Origin of the sequence: Candidatus Flexicrinis affinis, assembly GCA_016716525.1 — a bacterium.
GTDB classification, from domain to species: Bacteria; Chloroflexota; Anaerolineae; order Aggregatilineales; family Phototrophicaceae; genus Flexicrinis; species Flexicrinis affinis.
Genome location: JADJWE010000002.1, coordinates 304831 through 331643 on the forward strand (window position 1 = coordinate 304831; position 26813 = coordinate 331643).

The window sequence follows — 26813 nt, forward strand, 5'->3', positions numbered from 1 at the left end:
CCTGGTGAACCGTCCGCCAAATCCCGACTGCGACGGTTTCCCCGCCACCATCTGGTGCCCGTACCGGGCTTGATGGTGGCGGCCGCGGCTCGGCACGCTGCGCCTCACACGCTGTAATCCGTCGCAGTCGGGCTACGCCCGACGCGGGGACGGCGAATATGTGCTCGATCGCGCGCATTCCGGCCGCGCTTATATGGTGTCGACGCGACGAAATTCGTGACTCCGAAAACAAACAACCCAAGCGAAAACTCATACCTATCCAAGCTCGATGCCTGTCGATTTGGGTACGGTTTCAGAAACCGCATTCTGAAAACTGATGTGGTTCTGATGGATAAAATCCGTGATACGATGTCACGAAATCTTCGAGTGGGGAGATCAATACTGTGCCGCGCCGCTACTACGATGACGACTACGTGTACGGTGAGTTCGTCGGTTGGGCATTGGTCCTGACTGGATCGGCACTGGCCACGCTTGCCAAGGCTCTGCGCCTGAAACCGGAGCGGTACCGGCCCGTTGCACCGGACGTGCCGCGGCACATCGGGCGCGTCGAGGGTCTGCTCGGCAGTATGGGTATCGATTGGTCGAACGCTAAACTTCCCAAGATCGACATCACCAACCTCACGCGTCCACAAGTATCTTGGGATCCCGGCGACCGGCCGCAGCTGGTCAAACACGATACGGGCGAAACATTCGCCTTTCCTCGGATCAACGGCAAGCCCGCAACGTATTCCGTATCCGTTGCGAAAGGCCCGTTTTCGGAAGCGGCAAGTCTTGGCTTGATTCAGACACTGGCTGGAATCTGTCCACGCCTCTCGTATGAGATCGTCGCCGATGGCAAGTCGCTGACCTGGCAGATTGTGGATTACGAAGGTAACTACAGTCCGTCAACGATCATCGATACCATCAAGACGAATGTGCCGAGCGCGGTCGTCACGGTCGGTGATCCGTTGCACGAGATAGAGCGGCAATATCCCTTCTACCGCCAGCTCATCACATTTGGATTGGCCAATGAGTATCCCGCGCCGATCCCGTATCTCGCGGACCTCAAAGACGGCGACCCGCTGTTGACGCTGACAAGCCGCATGAATCTCCTACGTGCTGACCTCGAAGAGCGCGTGAAGCTTCAGCTGCTCGTGTTCGTGGCCAGCGATGAAGCTGTCGATCGCAGCACGAAACGCCTTGTCGAAGGGATCGTCAAGCCGCTCTCCGGCTTGTACAAGACAAACGATCCGTTCAGCGGCATGGACAAGACCAAGCTGAACACTAAGCTCGCAGGACCGCTGTATCACTGCTTCCTCGCTGTCACGCTTGAGAGCCGCGAAGAGCGCCGCCTTAACGAACTGGCGGCGTTCGCACACGACCTCGGCCAATTCGCGCTGCCACAACACAACCAGGTCCAGGTCAAGGGAGCCGAAGCACTTCGCCGCGTTGTTCCATCGAGCGAACATGCCGGACTACCCTGGTTCGAAGGAATGCTCACCGGCTTTGTGCAGACGAAACATGACGAGTGGCGACAGCTCTTGATGGTGTTGTGCCCCCAAGAGATGGCAGGGTTGTGGCATCTGCCTCATGAGAACTTTGCCGCAACACGTATCGCCTGGGCGACGGCAGCTGTGCCTGAAGCGGTGACCACGGCGGAGGCGGGCAAGATCACGATCGGCATGACGGTCGGTCCGGGTAAACCACATCCAATCAGCATTGCCCCGAAAGACCGATCGTATCATCACTACATCACAGGGAAAACCGGCATGGGCAAGACCACGCTCATGCACAACCTCATTCATCAGGACATTGCGGCCGGTCACGGGGTCGCGCTCATTGACCCGCACGGTCAACTGACAGACGCCATTTTGGCGCGCAGTATTCCGGAGGATCGGCACGATGACTTGGTGTTGTTACTAGGAAGCAGCGCTGAGGCGCCGATGCCCCTCAATCCGCTGCGCGTCCCGAAGGGTGCATCACGCGAGACCGCATTTACCATGATCTACTGGACGATGCGGAAGATCTACGAAAGCATCTGGCGCGAAGGACAGATGGACATCACCATGCGGAACGTGTTGTCCGCGCTGCTGACCGACCCGGACGCAACACCGCTCGACATCGAGCGGCTCTTCTCCGACATCGCCTATCGCAAGAAGCTCACCGCGGCGATGGAGGATAACGACGATACTTCCTTTGCGACACTTCAGTTCTGGAAACGCTTCGGCAAACAGAGCGAAGCCGAGCATCGCGAGCTGGCACGTCCCATTCTCAACCGCACGAGCGCGTTCTTGGGCAACCAGCAATTGGAGCTGATGACGTGTCACCCGAACACGCTCGATATTGCCGACTTTATCCGCAAGAAGAAGATCGTTCTGATCAACTTGTCTGGAGACGCGATCAAGAGCGAGGTGGGTGCGCTGGGCGCAATCCTGATGTCAAGTTTCTTCCTCGCATCCGAAAGCATCGGCTATCAGGATGGTGGCGAGCCGCCCCGCTTCTACCTGTACGTCGATGAGCTGGAGAAGTTCGTAACGTCCCCTGTGGACGACATTCTGTCTCAGGCCCGCAAGTTCGGCCTTTCGGTCACACTCGCCAACCAGTATCTCGGTCAGATGTCGCCTGGAACGCTGGAGAGCATCTTAGGCAACGTTGGCCATCAGTTCATTTTCGAGATCGGTGACAAGGACATTCCGACACTTGCGCCAGTGACGGAGCCGGACGTACCTCGCACGCAGCTCCTGAACTTGGGCGCGCACCACATGGCAGTCAAGACCCGCGCAGACGGCCGCACGCTGCCGGCCTTTGTTGCCAGGACTAACCCTGAGCCGAAACCAACGGGGTTTCCCGTGACAAGTGCAAGTGCGCCGCCTTTCGATGGGATTCTGCCACGCAAGGCGATCCGGGCATGGCTGAACAAGCGCTATGCGGAAGCCGATGAGACGGAAGTGGACTCGAAGAAGAGAACGCCTGGCAAGCGCAAGCCGCCGGCGAAGAAAACGACCAATGACGGATTGACCGACTACGAATGAGCGACAAACGGACCTACCTGCCTCGCCACGTGCGAGCCGAGCCGGAGAAGCGCCCACCAATGGCGCTGACCGAGCGAGATATCGCCCTGCTCAAGACCGTCGCAGACTTCCGCGTGATGACAACCCAGCAGCTTGAGAACCTGTTCTTCAATTCACGGTCAACAGCACAGTATCGCCTTCAGCGATTGTTCCAGCATGAATACCTCGAACGCCAGTTTCTTTCCGTTGTCGGCGCCGCGCCGACTGGCAGCCAAACACTCTACACGCTAGGCGAGCGCGGTGCCGTCATCGTCGCTCGAGACACTGACACCGACCCGCGCGACGTATATCGGCCGAAGCGCGGTGTCTACGCGTGGAAGTTCATCGAGCACACGCTGGCGATCAACGACTTTCGGACGGCGGTTTCGGTGGCTGCCGTTCACAACGGATTTCACATTGAGGAGTGGCTGGACGAGTTCAGCTTTCGCGCAAGTCCCGACTACGTCGAGATTCGAGGCGCTGGGAACCGGGTAACCAGGAAGCCTGTCTACCCGGATGCGTACTTCTGTCTGGTGACACCGCGCGGTCGAACCCGATTCTTCCTGGAGCTCGATCGCGGCGTCGAACCGCGCGCACGGCTCAAGCCACAGTTTGCCGTCTACGAGGCGTATACCGCTGGCGAGCTGTATCAGCAGCGATTCCAGGCCCGTAGCCTGCGTATTCTCGTCGTGACCACTTCACCCCAACGCCTTGCGAGTCTCAAGCATGTCGTGACCGATGTCGGTGGCGACCGCAAATACTGGTTCACCACGATGTCGCTAGCAACGCCTGAATCAGTCCTCTCCGCACCGATCTGGGAACAGCTGGGAGACAGCGAGAAGCAAGCTCTGATCAGCTGATCGGCGCACGTTGCATCCGATGGTCGAATCTGCTAGGGTGAGTAAGCATGTACGTTTCACCGACCTCGGAATTGCGCCAGAGCCCCTACGATCGCCCACAACGCCTCGTCACCCGACTTTCACCGTACCGTAGGGCATTGCCATCAGACAGACCTCCTATGCGTCTTACAGACCGCGACAGGCGCATTCTGGAAGCGATCCACACCCATGATGGTTTTCTCTCTGACGATCAAGTGCAGCAACTCTTCTTCTCCGGTCGTTCGCAGATGTTGCTGCGCATGCGACTGCTGTTTCACCACGGCTACATCAATCGACCGAATCTGCGTCAGCGTATGGGAACAGCGCGAACGATCTACTGGCTGACCGAACAAGGCGCAGCGTTCGTCGCAGGCCTATCGGGCACGCCGCTCCGCGACTTTTCGTGGCGGCGCGAGCCGCGCTGGGCGCAGCTCGACCACGACATCGCGGTTAATGACGTGCGTATCGCTGTTACCCGAGCGTATCAATCAAATGACCAGTTCCGCCTTCGAAGCTGGATCTCGTCTGGAGAGTTCTGGTCACATCCTGACAAAGTCGAGTTTCGGCTGCCTGACGGGCGATTGGCCAAGCGCTATGTGCGTCCCGATGGGTATTGCGTCGTGCAGCAAGGGCAATACACCTCGCGACTGCTCTGGGAGATCGACCGCTCGACTGAAGACAATCACCGCTGGGCACATGAGAAAGCGCTGCCTTCCGTCGCGTATGTTCTGAGCGACGTTTATCGCCTGCGGTTCGGATATAACGCGGGTCGCTGGCTCGTCGTGACAACCGGAGATCGACGTCTGACGAACCTCAAGGCGACGACCGAGCAGGCACTCGGCAAACATGCCGCAATGTTCATGTTTTCGACGTTTGATCGGGTGAACGCAAAGGCGATCCTCACGGCCCCGATTTGGCTTCAAGGCAATCAACCCGGTCCCACAGCGCTCTTCAATCTGCTATCCTGAGGATAACCGCACGGGGCAGTGTCCTTGCCGCGCACTCGCAGGCACAGAGCAGGCGGTATCCGGACAATTCCTGCCGCGCCGGAGATCGAGACCAACAGATCGCCGCAGGAGGCGATTCTGCTCGCATCTGGACACGCCGTCTGTGCGGTCGGTGTTGTTGACTTCGTCTCCCGCCGCATGCTATACCGTAACAAGCTATGCCTTGGCAGGAGACCTCACAACTCAATCGCCCCATCCAAGTCGCCGAAGGACTGTACTACCTTCACGGCGACATTCTCGCTCGACAATACAATCAAGCCCAACTGCGCGGTAAAGCTTATCCGGCCGTGGCCTTCCCGTCGGGTGTAGTGCGCGAGCTGATCGAATCTCCGCACAAGGTGCCTTATTTCAACCTCTTCGGTTTCGTGAAGATTCCGCTACTTGCCTCGGTCGAGACTGTGTTGGCACATGCACTCGCCGCGGGTGACGTCGACCCTACGATTGCGGTCACCAGGCTGGGCCGCAATACGATCACGATTGCAGATCGCGATACCATGCGTAGTTATCGGCTCTCTTTCAGCCACGATCAGGTGAGCGATGTTGCGCTGTACCCGCGCGAAGCCATGGAGCTGCTGCCAGGTGAGCTACGGGCTATTCTGCCGCCACTTCGGAGTACGGATGGTAAGGGCTGGGAAGCGGTTGCACCAGTGAAGTTCTTCACACCAGGTTCCAACTGGACATGGTATCCGACCGAGTATGACGGCGAGGATATGTTTTTTGGATTGGTCGTCGGATTCGAGGCGGAATTGGGGTACTTCTCACTGCGTGAGCTTGAAGGCGCGCGCGGGCCGTTCGGTCTGCCTCTTGAGCGCGATCTCTATTTCGACCCCACCCCGCTCAAAGTGTTGTACAGCGCACACCAAGACTCACTATGAAAGAGGCACATCGATCATCAACTGAGCAACAGCCCAGTTCGTTTTCGTTCACGAAAGAAGAACAGCTCTATTCGCGCGTCAGTCACGACCGGTTCATTGAGTACTTGTCGCATCCGGAACACACAATCTATCGTGCCGGCATTGACACGAACTCCTATGGCGAATTCTTGTTCATCACCGCAGGGCGCGCTAACGAACTCCAGGGACGAATCATCTTCACGTTCTTCGGATTGGGTCTCCACGAGTACCGAGATCGATACGTTCACGGCGAGTGGCACTTCTACCCAAGTTCGATTCGACCCGAGCCAGACGCTCCGATCCAGAACCCGAACGACGTACTTGAGATGGTGCACGTTCGACAGTCGGAAGTGACAGCCGAGCTCCAGCGCCATACGCAGTCCAGCCGTGGCAAGTTGTTTGAGCAGATCGCCGATCTCACGGACGACGACGGCGCAATTGCCGACATGGAGGATTTTCCCGACTGGTTTGACGACCTGGGCGCAGAGTAATCTCGACACTATGCCTGATCCATACCTCTCACTGCCAACCACCCTGCCTCGTATCGTTCAGCTTCTTGGTGGGTTGCCACTAGGCGACTGGGCAAGTCGGTTGTGGCAGCACTATCGGACAAACCGATTTCGAGGCCTTTACCGAGTGGAAGACCATCGTGTCACTTTGCGGGTGTGCGATCGCCGTGGGCGAAAGGCGATACACGAGAAGGTTCAGGAGGTCGTGTATTTGCGGGATGATGTATTTGCAGTACAGGATCAGGCGTGGGGGGATGGCGACATCTTCGCCGAGTACTCGTGCTCGCCAGGTGTTGTCGTGGATCGGTACAAGGAAGGTTTTCGCTGGAAGACACTGATCTCGCTGCGAGCGACGCGCCATGCGGGCGACCATGACGTGATCCGGACGCGCCGCGTCATCCTCAACGGATTCACGACGTCGGTCTGCAACTTCCAGACACAAATCGATCATCCGCACCGGTCGCTGTCGATTGGGGTTGTCTTTCCGTCAGGCCGTTTGCCTCGGTCAGTCTCTCTCGTTGAACAGAACACCCGCAGAGTGGTAGAACTGAGTAGCGTGCATGAGCATCTGCTACCAGGCGGTGACGTGGAGTACCGATGGTCGACGCAGAAGGTGAAGCTCTTTGAGGCGTACATCATCCGCTGGGAATGGTAAACGGAAACGGCGGCACCAATGTCATAGCGCCGCCGCTTCGCCTTGCGTGAACCGAACGATTAGGAACCGCCACCCCCGTCGAACATGTCGACGCCTCCTTGTGCTCGCCTCCGGTCGATACGCTTATGCGATTGAGTCGTATCACTTCACTGCATAAACGTTATAAACACAATACACCGGATTTGTAGAATCGCAATACACTCTCATCTTCTTGAGGCATCTGATGACCAACGCCTTGGCATTGATTGGCGCTCGAATCCGGCAAGCACGCGAGAAGATCGGGCTGTCCCAGGAAGCATTCGCCGAGGCGGTCGGCAAAGACCAGACGGCGATTTCGCAATACGAGAACGGCCTGCGAAAGCTGCCTGCTGTGGAGCTGATCCGGTTTGCTGAAGTTCTGATCGTGCCTGTCAGCTACTTCTTTGGCGAAGACATGACGCTCGACAGCCTCGATCAGCTCATGCTGACCGAGTTCCGAAAGCTACCGACTATCGAGGCGAAGCAAGCGGCAGTGCAGATAGTGCGGTTGCTGCGCGAATCCACAGATACAGACACCCGTTGACGGATAGCGGTCAGTTTCTAGACACAAATGGACCCATCAGTGCTGGTAAACTAGGGTTCTGTTAGCTGGGCTTCAGCAACACACACGCAATGCACCGACATGCCTATTCAGATCTGTCAATTGAATGGAATTCCAACTTGGCACGAGCAGGTCATCGACTAGTTTCGGGAATTGTCCTAAATCGAAATAGCAGCCACACGGCTCGCACAATAATGTTGCGCGAGCTGACTATGTTGCTCGACTCTGTAGGTGAAGCATCCGCGCCTCGAGGCGAGTATATTGAGGCAATCGTGGATCAGAACTGCCTCAATAAGCGGTCCGCAAGCAATCGTCGAATTTCAGCTAGGCATCTTGTCGAGTTGTATGGCCTTGAACCGTCAATTGCCGTCTTCCGTGGCTTACGGCTCGTGGGACTGGGACGTGCAGGCGCGCCAACATGTAGCGATCCTTTGTGCCTGTGCACGTGACTCAATCCTGAACTCCATAGCGCCGAGAATTGTTGACCTTCCCATCGGTTCGACAATGACCCGAGATCAGACGGCAGACTGGATCGACAGTCTGGAACCCAATAGGTTCAGCGAAACCACGCTTATGTCGATCGCGAAGAATATCAATTCTAGTTGGACCCAGGCAGGCTATCTGGCGGGCAAGGTCCGGAAAACTCGAATCTACTCCAGCCCTACGGTTGGAAGCGTCGTGTATGGATTATTCCTCAATTACATTGACGGCAGACGGGGATTGCAGCTGGTTCAGGAAGGCTACGTGAAACTCTTGGACTGTACACCACAGGATGCAATCGAGAAAGCACGTCAGGCTGCGCAACGCGGATGGATTGTCCTTAAGCACGTAGAAGGTGCTTTGGAAGTTGGTTTTCCAAGGTTCCTTTCCAGCCAGGAGATGTCGCAACTCAATGAGCAAAATTGACAGACTCGTAGAGTCATACAGAACGCACTTGCGGGTACCTTGGCGTGACGATGCTTCGCCTGAAGAGCGGGTGATCTTCTGCGTCTATAGCGAAACCCAGGAGCTACATCTTCGCGCAAAGATTCCGGAGTTCGACCTTGCGACCCACAGCGTCAGCCATGGTTGGTTTGAATTCGACTTCACGGACACTTTTGCCGTATGGCTGTCACAATTACGGTATAGCGAGCATTATTTTGAGCGGCCTGATCTCATTTCGTCGGCGCTTGATGGATACAGTCGGTTTCTCCTTGGGAGATTCAGTTCATTTCTTCAGAATCCCGACATTGGAGCGGATTCCGTCGTTGCGCTGACCGGTGTCGCTGCGCTTTTCGGCCTCGTAAAGGTGCGCGATGTTGTTGCGACATTCGCACCTTTGGTCCGTGGACGACTCGTAGTATTCTTTCCTGGAAACTACGAAAACAATAATTACAAGCTCTTGAACGCTTACGATGGCTGGAATTATCTTGCGGTAGCCATCACCGCAGACGCGGATCTCTGAGAGGCAATGGAATGAAGAATCGCGACGTATACAGCTCGGACCCCTCAACCAGTAAACTCGTCAACGAAGGCGTGGCCAACGTCAATGATGACCGGACCCAGCACGCACTCAATATACTGAAGTATGAGCTTCAGACGTTTGTGTGCGACGGTCAATATCAAGATGGGCTAGAGCGCATACTCGACACCTACCTAAGAAACCTGAATCAGGATCGGCAACCGGCTGTGTGGGTCAGTGGTTTTTACGGGTCTGGCAAGTCGCACCTCGTCAAGATGCTCCGTGCGCTATGGTCAAATGCGCCATTCCCCGACGGACAAAAACCGCGCGACATTGCGGTCCTGCCGGACGCCGTCCGCGAGCGATTCACAGAACTTACCAACGCTGGGCGCCGGTACGGGGGCTTGCACGCGGCGTCGGGAACTCTGGGCGCAGGAAGCAGCAACAGCGTCCGACTATCGCTTCTGCGAATTGTGTTCAAGTCCGTCGATCTGCCACACCAGTACCCACAGGCACGTTTTGTACTCTGGTTGAAGAGGGAAGGCATCTACGAACAGGTTAGGTCACTGGTCGAGCAGAACGGCTACGACTGGTCTGAGGAGCTTGAAAACCTCTATGTTGCAGAGGGTCTTCACGCAGCGCTTGTCGAGGTGCGCCCTCACACATTCGCGTCTCCGGAGAGCTGCGCCGAAACGCTTGGTGCACAGTATCCGCCAGTCAGGGACATCACCACAGACGATCTCGTTGCTTCTCTCAAGCTCGCGCTGAGCAAAGACGGGCAGTTCCCGCTAACACTCATCGTTTTGGATGAAGTACAGCAGTACATCGGCGATAACCCGGATCGCTCGCTCGACATTCAGGAGGCGGTGGAAGCTTGCAGTACGCAACTTGGCAGTAGGCTTCTGTTCATAGGAACGGGTCAAACCGCGGTAACCGCAACTAATAATCTCAAGAAGCTTGAGGGGCGATTCACAGTGCGCGTTGAGCTATCAGACGCGGATGTCGATTCGGTTATTCGCAAAGTCGTGCTTGCCAAGAAGGCGACCGCAAGAGAACAGATCCTGGCGGTGATGGACCGCAGTATCGGTGAAATCTCTCGGCACCTCGCCAATACTACATTCGGGCATCGCCAATCGGACAGAGAAATCTTCTCGCAGGACTATCCCATCCTCCCCGTGAGGCGCAGATTCTGGGAGAACACGCTGCGCGTTCTGGACCAGACCGGGACCGACAGCCAGCTTCGCAATCAGCTGAGCATGGTCCACAAGGCAATCCAGACCAATCTGGACGCCCCGGTCGGCCACGTCATCCCTGCCGACTATCTTTACTTCGATTCGGCCGACAAGCTGCTGCAAGCACACGTCTTGCCCCGGAAAGTCCACGAGCGAACGATGACGTGGATTCGAGGGTCGGATGACGAGCGCCTGATGGCACGCGCTGTCGGATTGGTGTACTTAATCAACAAGATTGCCGACACGAACACCGAACTCGGCCTCAAGGCAGACGCCGACGCGATTGCAGACCTACTCGTGGAAGACCTGAATGGCGGAAGCAGCACGCTACGCGGCCGACTTGTCGGCGTGTTGGATCGCTGCGACCTGCTGATGAAGATTGGCGATACCTACCGCATACAGACCGAGGAAAGCGCTGCCTGGAACGACGAATTCCAGAGCCAGCGCAGCCAACTGTCAAACGAAAGTCAGCTGGTCGACGCGGAACGCAATGCCCGAATTCGCTCGAAATTTGCAGAGCTGGTGCCAACCAAGAGTCTTGCTATCACGCATGGCAAATCGAAGACACCGCGTGACATCTCCCCGGCCTTCGAGCAGCTCCCGCGTGATGCGGACAAGCGAATACATGTTTGGGTGCGCGATGGCTGGAGTGTCACCGAGGCATCTGTGCAGGCCGACGCGCGGGCCGCTGGGCAGCAGTCACCCACCATCTTTGTCTTCGTCCCAAAACGCACAGCCGACGATCTGCGCACCCAACTGATCAACCACAAGGCGGCAACCGCGACGCTGGACAAGCGCGGTAATCCAAACACCCCCGAAGGTTCGGAAGCCCGTGCTGCCATGCAGACCAATCAGCAGCGCGCAGACGGACGGATCCGTGAGCTGCTTGGTGAAGCATTCGCTCACGCCAAGGTGTTCAAGGGCGGCGGCGATGAGGTGATCGGAACCGATCTGGCCACTGCCATCCGTGAGGCAGCCGACAGTGCGCTGTCACGCTTGTACCCGAACTTCAACACGGGCGACAACGAAGGGTGGGCCAAGGTTTACGAACAGGCGGCAAAAGGAGCGCCAGACGCCCTTAAACACGTCGGGTTCGCCGGTGAACCCGGCGATCACCCGGTGTGCAGCCAAGTGCTGCGGTTCATCGGAGCCGGCAAGTTCGGCAGCGACATCCGGAACACGTTTGATTCCACACCGTATGGCTGGCCGCAGGACACGATCGATGGCGCCTTGCAGGTCCTGCTTGTGGCTGGATTGGTTCGCGTTCATGATGACAAGGGTCAACCAGTCTCCCCGACCGAACTGGAACGCCGGCAGATTGGAAAATCGTCCTTCAAAATCGAATCGACGACGATCTCAAAAGTGCAGTTGATCGAAATCCGCAAGCGGTTCCAGAGTCTTGGCATCAATGTCAAGCCGGACGAAGAGAAATCGCGAGTCAGTGAGCTGCTGGAGAAACTGGAGAAGCTTGCCGATAGCGCGGGCGGCGATGCGCCACGCCCCACCCGGCCCAGCACGGCGTTCCTGGAGCCGATTCGCATCAGCGGAGGCAACGAGCAGTTGGCGGCCCTGTACGACCGCCGCGACGAGATCACCAACGCCATCAATGCATGGCGCCCCATTGCGGCGAAGATCGATGAACGCATGTCGATCTGGGACGAGTTTGTTCACCTGCTCCGGTTTGCGGACGACCTGACTGACGCCGACCCAATCCGCGGGGAAGCGGATGCTATCTTCAATCAACGACTGCTGCTGCACGATCCTGATCCGGTGCGCCCACTCAATCAACAGCTAGAAGACCTTCTGCGCAAGGAGCTGCGCCAACAGGAGCAGCGGTACAACCGGACCTTCGAAAGCGGCTGGCAGCTCCTCAACGCTGATTCGTCGTGGCAGGCGATCTCAAACGTTCAGCAGAGCGAGTTGGCTCGCGACAATCAGATCGAGGCAGAACTCGAGCTCGCCCTTACAGACTACAGGGACTTGCTCAACACACTGGAGGTGTATCCGCTTACCAGCTGGAACGACCGCATCGACGCCCTCAGCCGGCGCTTTGAGCGAGCACGCGAGGAAGCCGCGCGCTTATTGGCACCTAAGGCGCAGACGCTCACCGTGCCGCGCCAAACGATTCGCGATCAAGCCGAGCTTGAAGTGTGGTTAGCCAGCGTAAAAGCGCAGATCACCGCCGCGTTGAGCGACGGTCCCGTGATTCTCAAGTAACCGATGGAGCCGACCCGAATGCAACCTCTGGAGCGCAGCCTGCGTCGCGACCTCGAACGCACCATCCAGCAAGCCCGCGAGGTCGCCGAGGCCGCCGCCAAAACCGCCATCAATCAGGTCGGTGTTGTCGAAGCCAAGCCCTACGACTATCTCTCCGAATCCCAGCGCGACCTGCGTCGGCGACTACGGGCGCATGGCCGTCAACTGGGCGACGAACGCAAGGGCACCGGCGAGCAAGCTACCGACCGCCTGTGCGAAGAGGTCGCCTACGAACACTGGCACCGCATGCTGTTTGCCCGTTTTCTGGCTGAAAACAACCTACTGATGTACCCGGACCCGCACCATCCGGTGCCGGTCACCTTGCAGGAGTGCGACGAGCTGGCCGAAGGCGAAGGCGCCCGCAACGGCTGGGAACTGGCGGCCCGCTTTGCCAGCCAGATGCTGCCGCAGATCTTCCGCCAGGATTCACCGGTGCTGGAACTCGTTCTCCCGCCGGAGAACCAGCAGAAGCTGGAAGGGTTGCTCGCCGATCTGCCATCGGAGACCTTCATTGCGGCCGACGCGCTCGGCTGGGTCTATCAGTTCTGGCAGGCCAAGAAGAAAGACGAGGTCAACAAGAGCGAGGTCAAGATTGGGGCCCGCGAGCTGCCGGCCGTGACCCAGTTGTTCACTGAACCGTACATGGTCAGCTTCCTGCTCGACAACGCGCTGGGGGCGTGGTGGGGGGCGCGACGCCTGACGTCCGAAGACCTGCAAGATGCCCAAAGCGAAGCCGAACTGCGCCAAAAGGCCGCCATCCCCGGTGTGACGCTGGAGTACCTGCGCTTCGTGCGTGACGAAGAAAGCGGCGCGTGGACACCTGCCGCAGGCACGTTCGACGCGTGGCCGGAGCACCTGAGCGACTTGAAGGTCCTCGACCCGTGCTGCGGATCGGGCCACTTCCTCGTCTCTGCCCTGCTGATGCTGGCGCCGATGCGTGCTGAACTGGAAGGCCTGACACCGCGCGAGGCATGCGACGCTGTGCTGCGCGACAACCTGCACGGACTGGAGATCGACCAGCGCTGCGTCGAGATCGCCGCCTTCGCGCTGGCGTTGACCGCATGGCGATTCGCGGGGTACCGCGACCTGCCCGAGCTGCATCTGGCGTGTTCGGGCGTGTCGGTGAAGGCCGCCCGCAGCGAATGGCGCAGCCTCGTATCTGGCAATGCCCGGCTGGAGTTCGGCCTTAACCGGCTGTACGAGTTGTTCGAGGACGCGCCGGTGCTGGGCAGTCTGATCAACCCGGCGCGTGCCGGCACCGACTTCATCGCGTCGTGGGACGAGCTGCGCAATGCGTTCGACGCGGCACTGGCCCGCGAGCCGGAAGGCGAACGGCATACCGCCGGCGTGGTGGCACAAGGCATGGTCAAGGCGGCGTCGCTGCTGGCCGCCAAGTATCACTGGGTCATCACCAACGTGCCGTATCTGGGCATTGGGGCACAAGACGATACGCTTCGCGCTCATCTCGAATCGTATTATTTCAATGGACGGCACGATCTGGCGACAGCATTCCTAGAACGCGTCCTGGACTTCGTACACGAAACCTGCGTTGTAAGTGTAGTGGTACCGCAGAACTGGCTCTACCTGAAGCGCTACACCGCCTATCGGAAGCACTTGTTGACTAACCACACGTTGCGGCAAGTAGCCAAATTGGGTTCGGGAGCATTTGAGACAATCACTGGTGAGGTTGTCAAAGTGATCCTCGCAGCAATTCTGCGAGGAGAATCTGCATCCGAAACTGTATTTTCTACCGATCAAACTGGACGCGAACGTCTGTGGGGCCTAGACGTTTCATCGTCTTCGTCTGCAAGTGACAAGTCGGCAGCATTGCTTAACGAACTTGGCTCATTAACCGCCTCGCGGGACAACCTGAAGAACCCAGATAGCCGGATAGAGTTTGAAACCAACTCCGGGCGAGCATATCTCTCTGACTATGCTTCGGCGTTATCAGGTATATCCACGGGAGAGCTAAACCGGTTTGTCAGACAGTTTTGGGAGATCCAGCTTTTGCAGCCTGATTGGGAGTATGTCCAGTCAACAGTTGCTTCCACGGAACATTACGGTGGATGCAGCGATGTGATTTTCTGGGAGCAGGAACGAGGGCAACTATACGCTTACGCGCAAAGCATGCGCCACACAAACCACGCGGTCCAGAACTGGCTTCGAGGAAAGCCAAACTGGGGGAAGCCGGGTGTATGTGTAACCAAGACCGGCCAAATCCGCGCGAGCAAATACACTGGGAATATCTATAGTGAGAACTGTTGTGCGTTGATTCCACTCAACACTCACCACCTTTCGGCGCTTTGGTGCTACTGCTCTTCACCCGAATATCACGCGGCCGTACGTGCTATCAATCAAAGCCTACTTGTTCAGACCAAGTATCTGATTAAAGTCCCCTTCGATCTCCAGCGGTGGCAGAAGGTCGCCGAGGAACAGTACCCGCACGGACTGCCTAAGCCGTACTCCGACGACCCGACGCAGTGGATCTTCCACGGTCACCCGTGCGGCAGCGTCGTCTGGAACGAGACCACCAAGTGGACCGATCACGGGCCGCTCCGCACCGACAGCACCGTTCTCCAGGTCGCGGTCGCCCGCCTGCTCGGCTACCGCTGGCCGGCCGAACTCGACAAAGACATGGAACTCGCCGACGAACAGCGCGCGTGGGTCGCCAAGTCCGTCGATCTGCTGCCTTACGCTGATCTTGACGGTATCGTGTGTATCCCGGCCGTGCGCGGCGAACGTCCCGCCACCGACCGCCTGCTCAACCTACTCGCCGCGGCGTATGGCGACGCCTGGAGCACAGACGTCCTCGCGCAACTGCTGGCCAGCGCCGATCATGCCGGCAAGTCGCTCGAGACGTGGCTGCGTGACAAGTTCTTCAGCCAGCACTGCGCATTGTTTAGCCAGCGCCCGTTCATCTGGCACATCTGGGACGGCCTTCGCGATGGATTCTCGGCGCTGGTCAATTACCACAAGCTCGACTACAAGCTGCTGGAGACAGTGATCTACAACTACCTCGGCGACTGGATCGCGCGTCAGAAGCAGGACGTGGCCCAAGGCGTCGATGGCGCGCAGGAGAAGCTTGCGGCGGCCGAAACGCTGCAGAAGCGCCTGATCCTGATTCTGCACGGGGAGGAGCCGCACGACATCTTCGTGCGCTGGAAGCCGCTGCACGAACAGCCGATCGGCTGGAACCCAGACCTCAACGATGGCGTGCGCCTGAACATCCGCCCGTTCATGTCCGTGCCGGACATCGGCAAGAAAGGCGCCGGCGTGCTGCGCGATAAGCCCAGAATTGAGTGGGGCAAAGACCGCGGCAAGGATGTATCGACCGCGCCGTGGTATCACGTCCACAACGGAGATCGCATCAACGATCATCATCTGACTCTGGCTGAAAAACAGGCCGCGAAGCAGTCATCGAGGATCGTTTAGAGTGCGAATCGACCCACAACACAGCTTTCCCGTGATCCTCAAGTAACGGACGGAGTCGACCCGAATGCAACCACTCGAGCGCAGCCTGCGCCGCGACCTCGAACGCACCATCCAGCAAGCCCGCGAGATCGCCGAAGCCGCCGCCGCGACCGCCCTCAATCAGTTGGGCGTTGCTGAACCCAAGCTCTACGACTATCTCTCAGAATCCCAGCGCGACCTGCGTCGCCGCTTGCGCGCGCATGGCCGTCAACTGGGCGACGAACGCAAAGGCACCGGCGAACAGGCCACCGACCGACTGTGCGAAGAGGTCGCCTACGAACACTGGCACCGCATGCTCTTTGCCCGCTTCCTGGCTGAAAATAACCTGTTGATGTACCCGGACCCGCACCATCCGGTCCCGGTCACGTTGCAGGAGTGCGACGAACTGGCCGAAGGCGAAGGCGCGCGCAACGGCTGGGAGCTGGCGGCCCGCTTTGCCAGCCAGATGCTGCCGCAGATCTTCCGCCAGGATTCGCCGGTCTTGGAGCTCGTCCTGCCGCCGGAGAACCAGCAGAAGCTGGAAGGGTTGCTCGCCGATCTGCCATCGGAGACCTTCATTGCCTCGGACGCGCTCGGCTGGGTGTATCAGTTCTGGCAGGCCAAGAAGAAGGACGAGGTCAACAAGAGCGAGGTCAAGATTGGCGCCCGCGAGCTGCCGGCCGTTACCCAATTGTTCACCGAACCGTATATGGTCAGCTTCTTGCTCGACAACGCGCTGGGGGCGTGGTGGGCGGCCCGCCGCCTAACTGACGCCGACCTGAAGAATGCCCAAAGCGAAGCCGAACTGCGCCAGAAGGCGGCCATCCCCGGCGTGCCGCTGGAGTACCTGCGCTTCGTGCGTGATGAAGAAAGCGGCACATGGACGCCTGCCGCCGGGACGTTTGACGCCTGGCCAGAGCACCTGAGCGACTTGAAGGTCCTCGACCCGTGCTGCGGATCGGGCCACTTCCTCGTCTCTGCCCTGCTGATGTTGGCGCCGATGCGCGCCGAGCTGGAAAGATTGTCTCCGCGTGACGCATGCGACGCCGTGCTGCGCGATAACCTGCACGGATTGGAGATCGACCAGCGCTGTGTCGAGATCGCCGCCTTCGCGCTGGCGCTGACCGCATGGCGATTCGCTGGGTACCGCAACCTGCCTGAGCTGCATCTGGCCTGTTCGGGCGTGTCGGTAAAGGCCGCCCGCAGCGAATGGCGCAGCCTCGCATCCGGCAGTGCCCGGCTGGAGTTCGGCCTCAACCGGCTGTATGAGTTGTTCGAGGACGCGCCGGTGCTGGGCAGCCTGATCAACCCAGCCCGTGCCGGCACCGATTTCATCGCATCGTGGGACGAGCTGCGCAATGCGTTCGACGCGGCACTGGCCCGCGAGCCCGAGGGCGAACGCTATGCGGCCGGCGTGGTGGCACAAGGCATGGTCAAGGCAGCGTCGCTGCTGGCCGCCACATACCACTGGGTGATCACCAACGTGCCGTATTTGACTCGAGGTAAGCAGGACGAAATACTTTGTAGTTTCATCGATGACCACTACATTGATGGGAGAGCTGATCTCGCAACCGCATTCCTTGAGCGCTGCCTGGAGTACTGCACTGAAGGTGGCACGACCAGCGTTGTCTTGCCGCAGAACTGGTTGTTCTTGACAAGTTACACGCGCCTCCGCAAGAAGCTATTGCAGAACGAGCGTTGGCACGTAGTCGTGCGGATGGGTTCTGGTGCATTTGAGACTATCAGCGGCGAAGTAGTTAAGAGCATCTTGCTGTGTATTAGCCGAGACAACCCTCAGATTTCAGCAGACCTATTTGTGCAAACCTCGATCCAAAAGATCGGGGGCTTGGACGTATCGGAACTACGCACAGCACAAGCAAAAGCCGAATCACTCCAACTAGGGACAGTTAGAGCTGTTACGCAGCTGATGCAGCTGAAGAACCCTGATGCGCGGATAATGTTTGGTGCAGATCAGAGTAGATTGTCGGTTCTTGGTGAGTATGCGAAAGGTATACACGGTCTCGGGACCAAAGACGCTCTCCGGTTCATTTTTCAGTTCTGGGAAGTACAAAACAATGGCACAGACTGGGAGTTCGTCCAAGGCTCATTCAATGGTCACGCCGATTGGACAGGAATGCACAGTATAGTCTATTGGCAGCAAGGACGCGGCATCCTTCATGAACGTGCAAAGAGAGGTCAGGCGGTCCTTGCCGGTGCATTAGCGTATGGAAAACCGGGTGTACTTGTCTCTCCCGTGGGAGACATGAAGACATCCATCTACCACACAGCTTTGTTCGACAAGAGCACAGCTGTAATTAGCCCCGCGAACCCCGAATTGCTGGCTGCAATTTACTGCTTTTCCAAGACTGATGAGTATGCTGCTTCGATTTCCCGGCTAGATGACAAAGTCGCAGTAACCAATCATACTCTGGTCAAGGTTCCCTTTGACCTGGAACGCTGGCAGAAGGTCGCCGTGGAGCAGTATCCCAACGGCCTGCCCAAGCCCTACTCCGACGATCCGACGCAGTGGATCTTCCACGGTCACCCGTGTGGCAGCGTTATCTGGAACGAAACCACCAAGTGGACCGATCACGGGCCGCTTCGCACCGACAGCAGCGTCTTGCAGGTCGCCGTCGCCCGCCTGCTCGGCTACCGCTGGCCGGCCGAGCTCGACAAGGACATGGAGCTCGCCGACGAGCAGCGTGCATGGGTCGCCAAATCCGTCGATCTGCTGCCCTTCGCCGACCTAGACGGCATCGTGTGCATCCCGGCTGTGCGCGGCGAACGTCCGGCTGTCGACCGCCTGCTCAACCTGCTCGCGGCAGCCTATGGCGATGCGTGGAGTGGCGACGTCCTCGCGCAGCTACTGGCCAGCGCCGATCACGCCGGCAAGTCGCTGGAGACGTGGCTCCGTGACTCGTTCTTCAGCCAGCATTGCGCATTGTTCGGCCAGCGCCCGTTCATCTGGCACATCTGGGACGGCCTGCGCGACGGCTTCTCGGCGCTGGTCAATTACCACAAGCTCGACTACAAGCTGCTGGAGACGGTGATTTACAACTACCTCGGCGACTGGATCGCGCGTCAGAAGCAGGACGTGGCCCAAAGCGTCGATGGCGCGCAGGAGAAGCTCGCCGCGGCCGAAACGCTGCAGAAGCGCCTGATCCTGATTCTGCACGGCGAGGCGCCGCACGACATCTTCGTGCGCTGGAAGCCGCTGGGCGAACAGCCGATCGGTTGGAACCCGGACCTCAACGACGGCGTGCGCCTGAACATCCGCCCGTTCATGTCTGTGCCGGACATCGGCAAGAAGGGCGCCGGCGTGCTGCGCGATAAGCCCAGAATTGAGTGGGGCAAAGACCGCGGCAAGGATGTATCGACCGCGCCGTGGTATCACGTCCACAACGGCGATCGCATCAACGATCATCATCTGACTCTGGCTGAAAAACAGGCCGCGCGAAATTCACAGAGGAATACGCCCTGATGCAGGACGAAAAGTATCGTGGGATGCGGTGGTTCAAGTGCGATCTACAAATGCAGACACCCGCAGATGCGCAACATTGGCAAGGCGAGAAGCTCGCTCAGGATAACTCCAATCTGGAGAAAGTGGCTGAAGACTACGCGCGCGCCTGCTACGAGGCCGGTCTCGACGTGATCGGAATCACGGATCACAACTTCCAGAGCAAGGAATTCATCCCTATCCTGCGTTCGGCGTTGGACCGCCTCGCAGGCGAGTACGAACGGCGAATTACGCTGTTTCCGGGCTTTGAACTGGAGGCCGACGTTGGAAAAGGCATTCACGTACTGTGTTTGTTTGACCCCGACACCGATCTCGACACCATTGATCATGTGTTGACCGAGTGCGGTGTTAGCAAACCTAGGGTCAATAAGCATGGACCAGCTAAGTCAACACATCGGTTACCGGAGATTCTAAAGACGATTCAGAAAACCCAAGATGACGGTACGTGGCGAGGCATCGTCATCGTGCCTCATGTCTTCGAGGACAGTCTGTTCGACAGCGAGCGCTTGAGCGAATGGCTACAACGCGAGGAGTATCTCAATCTCGACTTGTTGGCGGTTGAAGTTCCAAAACCCGTGTCAAGAATGAGCCAGAACTTCCAGAAGCTGTTTGGCGCGGGCGACGATTGTGATGCAAATTGGAAACGAGCTCGCCCAATCGCAACGATCATGTCATCCGATAACAAGAAGCTCATGGAGACAGATACGACCGGGCGTCCAGTAGCGAATAGCATCGGGTTTCGCTATACGTGGATCAAGATGTCGGAGCCATCGATTGAATCGTTGCGGCAGGCATTTCTGGACAACGAGTCACGCATCCGCCTGCCGGACGACGTCGTGAGCGACGTGAATCCGGCCGAGAAAGAGCGGCACGCTCGCATTCTGTCCGTTTCAATCACGAACGCCGATTTCCTCACAGATCAGGAGATCACGTTCTCTCAGAACTTGAATTGCATTATCGGCGGGCGCGGCACCGGCAAGTCGACCATCCTGGAAAGCATGCGCTTGGCGCTTGGCAAGGATGGCGACAGCCGTATAGACAAAGAGACAGAGAGCCGCATCGAGCGCATTCGAAGGCTGCACCGAGAGCCCGACACCGAGATCCGTGTGCGCTGGCGCGGTGTCGCCGGCGAAGAAGATACTTTGGTCTACAAGATACATCGTGGTGAAGCTCAGATTTCGGTTGACGAACGCGAGATAACCGACTTGGCATCGTATCTGGCGAACATTCCGGTGCGATTCTTCAGCCAGCAGCAAATCAACCAAATAACCAGCGATAGTGGAAACATGCTCTTGTCACTTCTGGATGATTACATTCAGGACGAGTTGACGAAGCTGGAGCAGGAAGAAACCGAGGTCCGCAACGAGATTGAACGTCTATTCGCGGTAGGCCGCCAACTTGAGCAGGTGAATGCCGATATTCTGCGCATCACTCAAGAGATCTCTGATCGTGAGCGCCAGCTTGCAGCGCTTGTGTCATTGCAGGATCATTCCAAACGTCACCAAGATCTCAAGAAGGCAGACGCCTACATCACTCAACTACGAGACGGCATTGAAAGTGGAGTTGAGCGCATCAACGCAATGGCAGTAGCGGTGACAAGCGATTTTCCAGAACCCAATGCAGTTGAACAGGGATGGCCCGAAGGAGAATGGTTTGATCGCGTCCAAGAGTACGTTCGCGATGAGAACCAGAAACTGTTGGACCGGATTCAGGAAGTAACAGACGAGTTTCGCAACCGCGTAGACGCTACTTTGTTCACCGACGACAAGTGGCAGACAGTACAGGCATTACTTCAGAACGCTGATAATGAGTTTGAGAACGCGTGTGCCGAAAAGGGAATTAGCCCTGACGACGTATCGCGAGTTCAAACGACCAATCAGGCGCTGAATACCAAGAGAGCTGAGCTCACCCGTAAGCAAGATGAACAGAGGCGTCTGCGTTCCGAACACGACAATCTACCCGACCAACTTGAGAAACTGCACAAGACCTGGCGAAGCGCATACTTGGCTCGAACTTCGATTGCCAAAGAAATCGTGGAACTGACAAAGAATATCATCAGTCTCGAGGTGGACTTTGCTGCCGATGAAAGATCATTCGACGAGGCATGGGGGGAGATCGCCCCTGACGGGCGTACCCGACTTGGGCGTATCTGGCTGGAGCTGGGGAAGGCAATTCGCAAGCAGTTCCTAACCAGCCTAGAAAGAGCGGTCGAATGTGATGACGATGCTTGCTGGTCAATCTGGCAGATGATGGAAAACTGGTTCAACGGCGAACCGGTTCCCGCAGAACTCGAAGCTTTCCTAGAGAAGACGGAAACCGCACTCTCAGAGATAAAGACTCAACTTCGGTCGAGCACTAGTGACGAGTGGCAATCCGTAAGGTTGACTCGAATTGCTGACAGGGCAGACCTAACCCTGTTTCGATCAAATGGACAGGACGTGGCCGGGCGCATATCGGATGGTAGTCTTTCAGATGGCCAAAGAAATACCGCCGCTCTTGCACTGATTCTTGCCAAAGGCGACACACCCCTCGTCTTTGATCAACCCGAGGATGAACTTGACTCGAATTACATCTTCGCGGACTTGGTCCCCATATTGCGTCGCATGAAGTCCAAGCGTCAGATCATCGTAGTGACTCACAACGCGAACGTACCCGTCAATGCCGACGCAGAGTTCGTTTACGCTTTGCAGACTGAGGCAGGACAAGGCATAGTTCGCGCTCAGGGTGGTCTTGATCAAAGGCCCGTGACAGAAGCGGTGCTAGAGATCATGGAAGGTTCAGAGCAGGCCTTCAAACGCCGCGGTGAGAAATATCATTTCTAGGCGGGATCACGGAATGAGTACAATACTCGACCACCTTGTTGACTCGCTTAGGCGAGCAGCGAACTACAATCCGGATGTTCAGGCCGCGCCAGCCTGCATCCTGTGGACGGATGCCGACCGGATGTGGGAAGTCATCATTCCCGCGCTGCAGGAACACATGCCGGAGCTGTTCGTCCTCGGCGAGTATGATCCCGCGGTGCGCCGGGGACCGGCCATTTGGTTGCGCTGCGTGCTGGCGCGCACGCTCGAAAATGTCATGTATCCTGAAGACGCTACGCCCGTACTTTACCTTCCGGGTGTCAGCCGGCAGGATTTGCGCGCCGTTGACAGCTGCCCTGATCACCTGAAGCCGTTAGCAGAACTTCAATATCGCGGTGTGATCTGGTCGCAGTCCAACGGCAAGGACTGGACCATCCTTGCCTACCTGCATTCAGCGCAAGGCGGCCTAGCGCTTGACATCGCGCAAGACAGAGAAACGCTCAGCGCGATGTTGATCACCTTGCCCAACATTATGGATACCGACCCGGCAAGCCTGCGGGGGCGCCGCCTGGATCGAAGTGACTTCTACGGGCTCATCAACAATGACCCAACAGGTGAGTTGCTCAAGTGGTTGAACGATCCAGAAGGCTATCGTGCCGAGAAGTCCGAAACGCATTGGAGAGCCTTCGCCGAGCTGTGTGACTATCAGTTCAAGTTCAATCCAGCCACGGATGGCCCGATTAGTGCGGCGCAAAATCTGGCTGAGCGCGTGGGGACGTGGCAGGCAATCTGGGATCGATTCTGTGAAGCGGCCAAGCGTTATGCGGGTATCAAGACGCAAATTGAGAGAGCATCGCCACCATCAAATAAGCTCGATTGGCGTGAACCAAGCCACGACGAGTATGACAGCTGGCCCCAATGGACCGCTTTTCACGAAGCCGAACTGCGTACACAGTTAGGTTTGCTGCTGGACAAACCGGCAGTAACCGTGCAGGCAGCCGTGATTGACCTCGAACGCCTTCACGGTCGTCGGCGCGAGGCGATCTGGGCAACTCTTGGCCACGCACCCCTTGCACACGTCCTCGAACACGTTGCGATCCTGGCGAAAACGGTCAGCGAAACCCCGCTCAATGGCGGTACGCTCGACGATCTGGTCGCGCGATATCAGACATCCGGATGGTTGGCTGATGATGCAGTTATGCGGTGCATGGACGCCGCTGCCGCGGTTGATCAATCCGACCGAAAGCTGGTGACGTCTCTCGTCCGGTCGCTTTACGTTTCGTGGGCAGAAGAGGCCGCAAGGTATCTCCAACAACTGGTACTCGATGTCGGATACCCAGCCCCGAATTACAGTACAGATCTCGCTGACGGGACGTGTATTGTTTTCATCGATGCGCTGCGTTTCGACGTTGCCCAACGCTTGTCTGACTACCTGAAGCAAGCACGTCTTGATGTCCAACAGCGAGTAACATGGGCTGCGCTGCCTTCTGTCACCGCGACAGGTAAGCCGGCGGTTTCTCCCGTGAGCAAACTGATATCTGGAGCTGAGACGAACGTCGATTTCCTCCCGAATGTGACCGAAACATCGAAACCTGCAAATCATCACAACTTGCATAAGTTGCTCGAACAAAACGGATGGCAGCTTCCGAAGTATCCGGATGATCTGGGCTCCGGATCGGGGCGAGCTTGGGTCGAGATCGGCGTTCTGGACAAGGCTGGCCACGACGGTGTCTTATCGTCGACACTTGCGTCGCACGTGAAGGACATAGGCGAGTATCTTGTTCGCGTAACGAAGGCGTGGAAGCGCATTGAGATCGTTACCGATCATGGGTGGCTTTACACACCTGGAGGACTTGAGAAGACCAGCCTGCCAACGGCTGTAAGCGAGAATCAATGGGGCAGGTGCGCGGCAATCAAACCGGGCGCGGGTTACACGGGCGATTGGTTTCCGTGGCACTGGAATCCGAACCAGCACTTCGTGCTCGCACCCGGCATTAGTTGCTTCAAGAGCAATATGATCTATGCGCACGGTGGGCTGAGTATGCAGGAGTGCCTTACTGTAAGCCTCGTACTGGGCGACAGTAGTACTGTGAGGGATCACGGACAAATCGTCTTTGTCGACGTCGAGTGGAGCGGACTTCGGTGCAAAGTCAGGTCCAATACGTACTCGCCTGAGTTGACGATTGACATCCGTTTAGCACCGAGTGATCCCAGCACTTCAGTCGTGTTTAAGGTAAAACCGCTCCCACAGAATTGTCTGGTGTCTCTGGCCGTCGAGGACGAAGAGCTCGAAGGGCAGCCCGTCTATATCGTGGCGATAACCAGTGCCGGTGAAGTAGTAGCCCAAAAGCTCAGCAGCATAGGTGGACAATCGAATGCTTGACCTAGACTCTATCGACAAGCTCGCGGCCGCGAACTTCGACGGATATCTCGTACGGAAGGACCTGGTTCGTACGTTCAGCCGGCAGTTTCCGGTTCCAACTTATGTCGTTGAGTTCCTACTCGGCAGGTACTGCGCGAGCGTGAATGAAGAAGAAATCGAAGAAGGTCTTGAGATTGTTCAGCGGCAGCTGCAATCGAAAACTGTCAAGGCTGGCGAACAGGAGCTCTTCAAGTCTCATGCCCGGGAACAGGGCCAGATCAAACTCATTGACATCATCACAGCGAAGCTCGACTCAAGGACGGACACATACGTTGCGACCCTTCCAAGCCTTCAGCTCAAGGACGTTCGGATTGACCCAGAACTGGTCAGATCGAACGAACGAATGCTCACTGGAGGATTCTACGCTGAGATCACCCTCGGTTATGACGCTGCAATAGCTCAAGAAAAGCACGGACGTCCGTTCAGCATAGACAACCTTCGCGAGATTCAGCTCTCGAAGCGTGATGTGCTTGACGTTGTGGCAAGAGGACGCAGAGCCTTCAGCACATCAGAGTGGATCGATTTTCTGCTCAGGAGCATTGGGATCGAACCCGAAGGTCTAGGTGAGCGAGCAAGAACCGCATTCTTGTTGAGAATGGTGCCATTTGTTGAACGTAACTACAACTTGATCGAACTTGGGCCACGCGGCACGGGAAAGAGCCACCTTTTTCAACAGGTCTCTCCATACGCGCACCTCGTATCTGGTGGGAAGGCAACGGTTGCGCAGATGTTCGTGAACAACGCGTCTGGTCAACGAGGCTTGGTTAGTCAATACGATGTCGTCTGCTTTGACGAAATCTCGGGAATTTCGTTCGATCAGAAGGACGGCGTGAACATTCTCAAGGGCTATATGGAATCAGGCGAATTCAGTCGCGGCAAAGAGAGCATTCGGGCCGACGGCAGCATCGTTATGGTTGGCAACTTCGATGTTGATGTTGAGCATCAGCAACGTGTGGGCCATCTCTTTGGTCCGCTCCCGCCGGAGATGCGCAACGACACCGCATTCATGGATCGTGTTCATTCGTTTCTTCCGGGTTGGGATGTACCCAAGATTGGGAAGAGCTTGCTCACAAACCACTTTGGATTGGTGAGTGATTTCCTCTCGGAGGTTTGGTCGTCGCTCAGAAGCCATAGCTACGTGTCCGCGGTTCACAGTCGCGTCCACTTTGGCGGAGCATTAAGCGGGCGCGACACAAATTCAGTCAACAAGACGATCAGTGGACTGCTGAAGCTTGTCTTCCCTAGCTCAATAGACCTTCTGAGCGAAGAAGATCTGGAGTGGGCAACGCGCGTCGCGTTGGAATCTCGGCGGCGTGTGAAAGAACAACAGAAGCGAATCGGTGCAACTGAGTTTCGAAACACTCATTTCAGTTACGTGGTTGGGTCGGACGGAATCGAAAAGTTCGTGAGTACCCCAGAGCTACAGAGCGAGAACAGCATAGGTTCAGACCCGTTGGAACCTGGCCAGGTTTGGGCAATTAGTGATGGTGGGCCTGATGAGCATCCTGGTCTATTTCGAATTGAGGTCACAGAAGGACCTGGGACAGGTGTCAGGATACTGAACAAGCCCACGCCACCGGCTTTTCGAGAGAGTATCGGCTATGCAGAGCAGAACCTATACGCACGTGCGCGGCAGTTGGTCGGTGATAAAGACCCTCGGCAACACGAGTTTTCGGTACAGTTGAGAGGATTTGATGCTGCCAAGTCCGGTGCGCGGACCGGTGTCGCGTCTCTTCTCGCCCTGTGCAGCGCGCTCTTGAGAAAGAGCATTCGCGGTGGGCTTGTTATGGTAGGAGAGATTAATCTAGGGGGTTCGATCGAGCCGGTGGTAAATGCAGTCACCATCGCAGAAATCGCCGTCGAGAAAGGGGCGACGTCTCTCCTTCTGCCCGTATCTTGCCGCCGACAGTTGCTCGATCTCTCGGATGAAATGGCTACTCGAATCGACGTTCAGTTCTACTCTGATGCTCGCGACGCACTTCTTAAAGCATTGATCGAATAGACGTTGCGCTCTGCCCCAAGAGCAGGCTGAGTCACTTTGGCCAACCCATGCGCCAAGGCCGCGTCATCGCTACTACAGGTCATCTGTAATGCATGTAGCAGCCTCAATCTCGAAACTATAGCCGTCCATCCCCGCTTCCCA

The 26813-nt window shown here is 57.3% G+C and carries 15 protein-coding genes; all 15 read left to right on the plus strand.

The annotated features are described in order from the left end of the window. Positions 1 to 383 precede the first annotated feature (383 nt). A complete protein-coding gene (locus tag IPM16_10500) occupies positions 384 to 3011 on the plus strand; it encodes a type IV secretion system DNA-binding domain-containing protein (protein MBK9123531.1) in 2628 nt (875 codons plus the stop codon). After that, positions 3008 to 3889 carry a replication-relaxation family protein gene (locus tag IPM16_10505; GenBank protein MBK9123532.1) on the plus strand — a complete coding sequence of 294 codons (882 nt, stop codon included), beginning with the start codon at positions 3008 to 3010 and terminating at the stop codon, positions 3887 to 3889. The genes IPM16_10500 and IPM16_10505 overlap by 4 nt, the downstream gene beginning before the upstream one ends. Before the next feature lie 47 nt (positions 3890 to 3936). After that, on the plus strand, positions 3937 to 4875 hold the full coding sequence (locus IPM16_10510; GenBank protein ID MBK9123533.1) for a replication-relaxation family protein: 939 nt from the start codon (positions 3937 to 3939) through the stop codon (positions 4873 to 4875). 602 nt (positions 4876 to 5477) lie between these two features. Further along, positions 5478 to 5789, plus strand: a complete 312-nt coding sequence (locus IPM16_10515; protein MBK9123534.1) for a DUF2958 domain-containing protein — start codon at positions 5478 to 5480, stop codon at positions 5787 to 5789. Next, positions 5786 to 6298 carry a hypothetical protein gene (locus tag IPM16_10520; protein MBK9123535.1) on the plus strand — a complete coding sequence of 171 codons (513 nt, stop codon included), beginning with the start codon at positions 5786 to 5788 and terminating at the stop codon, positions 6296 to 6298. The genes IPM16_10515 and IPM16_10520 overlap by 4 nt, the downstream gene beginning before the upstream one ends. Before the next feature lie 223 nt (positions 6299 to 6521). After that, positions 6522 to 6971 (plus strand): hypothetical protein, encoded by a 450-nt coding sequence (locus IPM16_10525; protein ID MBK9123536.1) that lies wholly within the window; start codon positions 6522 to 6524, stop codon positions 6969 to 6971. A gap of 223 nt (positions 6972 to 7194) precedes the next feature. Further along, positions 7195 to 7533, plus strand: a complete 339-nt coding sequence (locus tag IPM16_10530) for a helix-turn-helix transcriptional regulator (GenBank protein ID MBK9123537.1) — start codon at positions 7195 to 7197, stop codon at positions 7531 to 7533. 363 nt (positions 7534 to 7896) lie between these two features. Continuing rightward, a complete protein-coding gene (locus tag IPM16_10535) occupies positions 7897 to 8457 on the plus strand; it encodes a hypothetical protein (protein MBK9123538.1) in 561 nt (186 codons plus the stop codon). Continuing rightward, positions 8444 to 8995, plus strand: a complete 552-nt coding sequence (locus IPM16_10540; protein ID MBK9123539.1) for a DUF1788 domain-containing protein — start codon at positions 8444 to 8446, stop codon at positions 8993 to 8995. Before IPM16_10535 ends, IPM16_10540 begins: the two co-directional genes overlap by 14 nt. Before the next feature lie 11 nt (positions 8996 to 9006). After that, the gene (gene brxC, locus IPM16_10545) at positions 9007 to 12441 is read left to right on the plus strand and encodes a BREX system P-loop protein BrxC (GenBank protein MBK9123540.1); all 3435 of its coding nucleotides are present in this window, start codon (positions 9007 to 9009) and stop codon (positions 12439 to 12441) included. A gap of 18 nt (positions 12442 to 12459) precedes the next feature. Next, a complete protein-coding gene (locus IPM16_10550; protein MBK9123541.1) occupies positions 12460 to 15912 on the plus strand; it encodes an SAM-dependent DNA methyltransferase in 3453 nt (1150 codons plus the stop codon). 64 nt (positions 15913 to 15976) lie between these two features. Beyond that, complete coding sequence (locus tag IPM16_10555) at positions 15977 to 19411, plus strand: N-6 DNA methylase (GenBank protein ID MBK9123542.1); 3435 nt, start codon at positions 15977 to 15979, stop codon at positions 19409 to 19411. Then, positions 19411 to 22269 (plus strand): AAA family ATPase, encoded by a 2859-nt coding sequence (locus IPM16_10560; GenBank protein MBK9123543.1) that lies wholly within the window; start codon positions 19411 to 19413, stop codon positions 22267 to 22269. Before IPM16_10555 ends, IPM16_10560 begins: the two co-directional genes overlap by 1 nt. A gap of 13 nt (positions 22270 to 22282) precedes the next feature. After that, on the plus strand, positions 22283 to 24631 hold the full coding sequence (gene pglZ, locus IPM16_10565; GenBank protein MBK9123544.1) for a BREX-1 system phosphatase PglZ type B: 2349 nt from the start codon (positions 22283 to 22285) through the stop codon (positions 24629 to 24631). Then, positions 24624 to 26672 (plus strand): protease Lon-related BREX system protein BrxL, encoded by a 2049-nt coding sequence (brxL, locus tag IPM16_10570; GenBank protein MBK9123545.1) that lies wholly within the window; start codon positions 24624 to 24626, stop codon positions 26670 to 26672. The genes pglZ and brxL overlap by 8 nt, the downstream gene beginning before the upstream one ends. Positions 26673 to 26813 lie beyond the last annotated feature (141 nt).

Excerpts from the sequence above, each read along its gene's own strand:
- IPM16_10550 (MBK9123541.1), top strand. The coding sequence starts at position 12,460 with ATGCAACCTCTGGAGCGCAGCCTGCGTCGCGACCTCGAACGCACCATC.
- brxC (MBK9123540.1), top strand. The coding sequence starts at position 9,007 with ATGAAGAATCGCGACGTATACAGCTCGGACCCCTCAACCAGTAAACTC.
- IPM16_10540 (MBK9123539.1), top strand. The coding sequence starts at position 8,444 with ATGAGCAAAATTGACAGACTCGTAGAGTCATACAGAACGCACTTGCGG.
- brxL (MBK9123545.1), top strand. The coding sequence starts at position 24,624 with ATGCTTGACCTAGACTCTATCGACAAGCTCGCGGCCGCGAACTTCGAC.
- IPM16_10510 (MBK9123533.1), top strand. The coding sequence starts at position 3,937 with ATGTACGTTTCACCGACCTCGGAATTGCGCCAGAGCCCCTACGATCGC.
- IPM16_10515 (MBK9123534.1), top strand. The coding sequence starts at position 5,478 with ATGGAGCTGCTGCCAGGTGAGCTACGGGCTATTCTGCCGCCACTTCGG.
- pglZ (MBK9123544.1), top strand. The coding sequence starts at position 22,283 with ATGAGTACAATACTCGACCACCTTGTTGACTCGCTTAGGCGAGCAGCG.
- IPM16_10520 (MBK9123535.1), top strand. The coding sequence starts at position 5,786 with ATGAAAGAGGCACATCGATCATCAACTGAGCAACAGCCCAGTTCGTTT.
- IPM16_10535 (MBK9123538.1), top strand. The coding sequence starts at position 7,897 with ATGGCCTTGAACCGTCAATTGCCGTCTTCCGTGGCTTACGGCTCGTGG.
- IPM16_10555 (MBK9123542.1), top strand. The coding sequence starts at position 15,977 with ATGCAACCACTCGAGCGCAGCCTGCGCCGCGACCTCGAACGCACCATC.
- IPM16_10530 (MBK9123537.1), top strand. The coding sequence starts at position 7,195 with ATGACCAACGCCTTGGCATTGATTGGCGCTCGAATCCGGCAAGCACGC.
- IPM16_10505 (MBK9123532.1), top strand. The coding sequence starts at position 3,008 with ATGAGCGACAAACGGACCTACCTGCCTCGCCACGTGCGAGCCGAGCCG.
- IPM16_10560 (MBK9123543.1), top strand. The coding sequence starts at position 19,411 with ATGCAGGACGAAAAGTATCGTGGGATGCGGTGGTTCAAGTGCGATCTA.